At 75.7% G+C, this 4,460-nt stretch carries 2 protein-coding genes; both read left to right on the top strand.

Annotated features, from left to right (window positions below):
- Positions 1-273: 273 nt before the first annotated feature.
- On the top strand, positions 274-2,328 hold the full coding sequence (flhA, locus tag GTR00_RS15345; RefSeq protein WP_166612468.1) for a flagellar biosynthesis protein FlhA: 2,055 nt from the start codon (positions 274-276) through the stop codon (positions 2,326-2,328).
- Positions 2,306-4,460: hypothetical protein (locus tag GTR00_RS15340; protein WP_205705903.1), on the top strand; the 2,155-nt coding region annotated here is incomplete at its 3' end. The genes flhA and GTR00_RS15340, both read left to right, overlap by 23 nt.

The raw sequence follows: 4,460 nt of genomic DNA, 5'->3' as shown, positions 1-4,460 counted from the left end.
CGTGGCGTCCCCGCCCGACCCCGTGCGCACCACTCGCACCACCCGCCGCAGCCCCCCGCGGCCGGGGACGCCACGTCCCCGGCCGCGGGGGGCTGCGGCGCACCCGGGGCCGGCCCACCGGCCGTCACCGCCCGGGCACCACCCGCCGGGCGGGCGCTCAAGGACCCGGGCGCGCGTGCCGAAGGAGGCAGTAGCCAGGACGGCGCAGCAGGGCCACGGACGGGCCGCTGGACGAGGGAACCCGACAGGGTGACCAGGACGACAGGCGGTGCAGTGCGTTTTCGCAACCTCTCGCAGATGGCGGTGCCGATCGGCGTCGTCGGCATCATCCTGCTGCTCGTCGTGCCGCTGCCGGCGCCGTTGCTGGACTTCCTCATCGCGACGAACATCACGTGCTCGCTCATCGCGCTGCTGACCTGCATCTTCGTCAAGCGGCCGCTGGACTTCTCCGTCTTCCCCTCGCTCATCCTGGTCCTGACGCTGTTCCGGCTGGGCCTGAACGTGGCGACGACGCGCCTGGTGCTCTCCGACGGCTACGCCGGCAAGGTCATCGAGGCCTTCGGGCACTTCGTGATCTCCGGCTCGCTGGTCATCGGCCTGGTGATCTTCCTGATCCTCGTGGTCATCCAGTTCGTCGTCATCACCAAGGGCGCCGAGCGCGTCGCCGAGGTCGGCGCGCGCTTCACCCTGGACGCGATGCCCGGCAAGCAGATGGCCATCGACGCCGACCTCAACGCCGGCCTGATCGACGAGGACGCCGCCCGCCGCCGGCGCGCCGACGTCACCGCCGAGGCGGACTTCTACGGCGCCATGGACGGTGGCTCGAAGTTCGTCAAGGGCGACGCCATCGCCGGCATCATCATCGTGATGATCAACCTGATCGGCGGCTTCGCCATCGGGATGATCCAGCACGGCCTGGGCCCGGCGGAGTCCATCCAGCAGTACGCGCTGCTGAGCATCGGCGACGGCCTGGCCTCGCAGGTCCCCGCGCTGCTGCTGAGCGTGGGCACCGGCCTCATCGTCACCCGCGCCACCGGCACCGGCGACATGGGCTCGCAGGCCATCGCGCAGCTCGGCCAGCACAAGCTGGTCCTGCAGATCGCCGGTGGCGCCGCCGCGGTCCTGGCGCTCATCCCCGCCATGCCCAAGCTGCCCTTCTTCCTGGTCGCGGCCCTGTGCTTCGTCGCCGCCACCCGCATCTCCCGGCGCGACGCCGCCGAGGCGAGGGCCGCCGAGCTCGCCGAGCTGGCGCCGGCCCCGGTCAACCCCAACGAGGCCGCCGAGTCCCTGCTCGAGGAGATGCGCGTGGACCCGCTGGAGGTCGCGCTCGCCCCCGACCTGATCGACCTGGTGGACACCTCCGTCGGCGGCGACCTGCTCGAGCGCGTGCGCGCCCTGCGCCGCAAGATCGCCCTGGAGATGGGCCTGGTCGTCCCGCCGGTGCGCACCCGCGACTCCCTCGACCTGCCGGTGTCCACCTACGCGGTGCGCATCTCCGGCGTCGAGGTCGCCCGCGGCACCGCCCCGCCCGGCCAGGTCCTCGCCCTGGGCGAGAACCTCGACGGCCTGCCCGGCCGCGCCACCGTCGAGCCGGTCTTCGGCCTCAACGGCAAGTGGATCCCGGCCGAGCTGCGCCACCAGGCCCAGCTGACCGGCGCCACCGTCGTGGACCGCGCCAGCGTGCTGATCACCCACCTCGGCGAGCTCGTGCGCACCCACGCGCCGCGCCTGCTGGGCCGCGAGGACGTGCGCTCCCTGGTGGACGCCCTCAAGCGCACCCACCCGGTCGTCGTGGACGAGCTCACCCCCAGCGTCCTCACGCTGGGCGAGGTGCAGCGCGTCCTGCAGGCCCTGCTGGAGGAGGCGGTGCCGATCCGCGACCTGGCCCGCATCTTCGAGGCGCTGAGCCTGAAGGCCAAGCAGGGCTCCGACCTCGACGGCCTCGTCGAGGCCGCCCGCGCCGCGCTGGGCCCGGCGGTCGCCGCCGTGCACGAGCAGGACGGCGTCCTGCACGTCATCACGCTGGACCCGCTGCTGGAGCACACCCTCGCCGAGGGCCTGCGCCCCGGCGAGCACGGCGCCAGCCTGGCCCTGGACGCCGCCACCGCCGAGCACCTCGTGACGGCCTCAAGTTCCTGCCTGGAACGTGCCGAACAGCAGGGCATCTCCGCCGTGCTGGTGTGCGCGCCCCCGCTGCGGGCTCCGCTGCGCCGGCTGCTCAAGGTGGCCGTCGGCCGCCTCCACGTCCTCTCCTACGACGACGTCAGCAACCACCCCCGGATCGAGACGGTTGGATCGGTGAGCGGTGTCCACGCACTTGCTTCTTGAGGGGCCCGACCTGCAGGACCTGCTCGCGCAGGTCCGCCACGACCACGGAGACGCCGCCCGCGTCGTCCGCGCCGAGCGCATCCGTTCCGGAGGCGTCGCCGGATTCTTCACCAAGGAGCGCTACGAAGTGACGGTCGAGATCGACACCGACGGCACCACCCCCGACGGCGCGGCCGCGGCGGCCGAGGGCACCGCCGCCGCCGAGCAGGCCACCTCCGGCCGGCACGCCGCCCCCGCCGCCGAGGCCGCCGGCGACGACTCGCCCGAAGAGGCCCTCCAGTCCGGCGCCGGACGTGCCGATGACTTCGAAGAGGCCCGGCAGGGCCTCGTGGAGATGCTCAAGGCCTCCGGGGCCGTGAGCAGCGCCCGCGCCGCGGGCCTGCTCGGCACCGACGGCACCGACGGCCCCAGCGCCGCCGGGGGCGCCGAGGAGGTCGTGGAGGAGGTCGACCTGGCCGCCGCGCTCGCCGAGGCGGCGCGCCGGGAGGAGGAGCGGCGTCTGGACGAGGAGCGGGTCGCGGCCGAGCTGGCCGCGGCGCAGCAGGCCGAGGCCGAGCGGGTCGAGGCGCAGCGCCTGGAGGCGGAGCGGGTCGAGGCCGAGCGCCTGGAGGCGGAGCGGATCGAGGCCGAGCGGGTCGAGGCCGAGCGCCTGGAGGCCGAGCGGGTCGAGGCCGAGCGCCTGGAGGCCGAGCGGATCGAGGCGCAGCGCAGGGAAGCGCAGCGCCGGGAGACCGAGCGCAGGGAAGCGGAGCGCAGGGAAGCGGAGCGCAGGGAAGCGGAGCGCAGGGCCGCTGACCGCCGCGAGGCGGAGCAGCGGGAGACGGAGCGGCGAGCGGCCGCCCGTGCGGAAGCGGAGCGTCGGGAGGCGGAGCGCGTGCAGCAGGAACGTGTGGTGTCGGAGCGTCGGGAGGCGCAGCGCCGCGAGGAGGCCCGCGAGGAGGTGCGCCGCCGCCAGGCCGAGCGCATCGAGCGCGCCGGTGCGCCGGCCCCCCGCGGCGGCGAGCGCAGCCTGGGCGACCTGCTCGCCGCGGCCGACGCCGCGGACGGCTCCGACCGCCTGCAGGCGATGCTCTCGGCCGGGCGCGGTGGCGCGCCCCGCCGCCGCGCCGAGCAGGCGCCGCAGCGCCCCGCGGTGCCGCACCGCCCGATCTCCACCGAGGGCAACGGCTTCGCCGCCACGCTGGCGGCCGTGCGCACCCTCGGCGAGGGCGACCGCTCCACCCGACCGAACGTCACGTCTGATGTACGCTCGGTCACTAGGCAGTCGCCGCGTCCTTCGGGGACCCGTCCGGGCCGGCCGGCTGCCGCAGCAGGCGCCGGCGCCCCGTTCGGCGCTCTGCCCGCTCGCACCACGGAGGATCGCGTGACTCCTGACCAGTTCGGTGCCGCCAACGGTGTCGCCGCGCCCCGCCGCCTGGAGCGGACCGACGTCCCGGCCGAGGGCCGCGGGCGCGGTGGGGAGCAGGAGGGCCCGGCGCCGGTGCGCGAGGGCTTCGAGGCGCGCCGCGGTGCGCCCCGCCGCCCCGAGCTGCGCCGCCCGGCGCCCGTGGAGGACCACTTCGGCGACCGCTTCGCCGACGAGGACCCGGCGCCCCAGGGCGCCGGCTACGCCGAGGACGAGTACGACGCGCCGTTCGAGCCCGCGGGGGAGCGCCGCCAGGCCTACCCCTACGCGGTGGCGGACGACTACGCCGAGGCGCGCGACCTGCGCGGCGAGCCGCGCCACGAGACGCGGGTGCCGCAGGGGACCGAGCGCATGAACAGCGTGGCCGGCGAGCGCGCCGCCCACGACGGGGACGACAACGAGGCAGCTGACATGGACCTGACTTACCGTGATTCTGTGACGACCTACAGCGACCGCCCGGCGCCCGCCCGTGCGCCCTACCGCGAGCCCCACGACTCCGGGGACGTGCTGCGCCTGGCCCGCGAGATCGAGGTCCCCGCGCCCCTGCGCGTCGGCTCCGGCGAGCTCGTCGTCGTCGTCGGCGAGGCCGACGCCGTCGTGGGCGCCGCCCTGCTCGTCGCCGACGAGGTCGGCTCCGAGGCGCCGCTGGTCCTGGGCCGCGCCGACGTGCAGAACACCGTCACCGCCGAGGAGCTGCCCGCCCGCCAGGAGCAGGCCCGCCGCTGGA

Source organism: Kineococcus indalonis (assembly GCF_009906395.1).
GTDB classification, from domain to species: domain Bacteria; phylum Actinomycetota; class Actinomycetes; order Actinomycetales; family Kineococcaceae; genus Kineococcus; species Kineococcus indalonis.
This window is presented reverse-complemented; position numbering and strand designations above follow the sequence as displayed.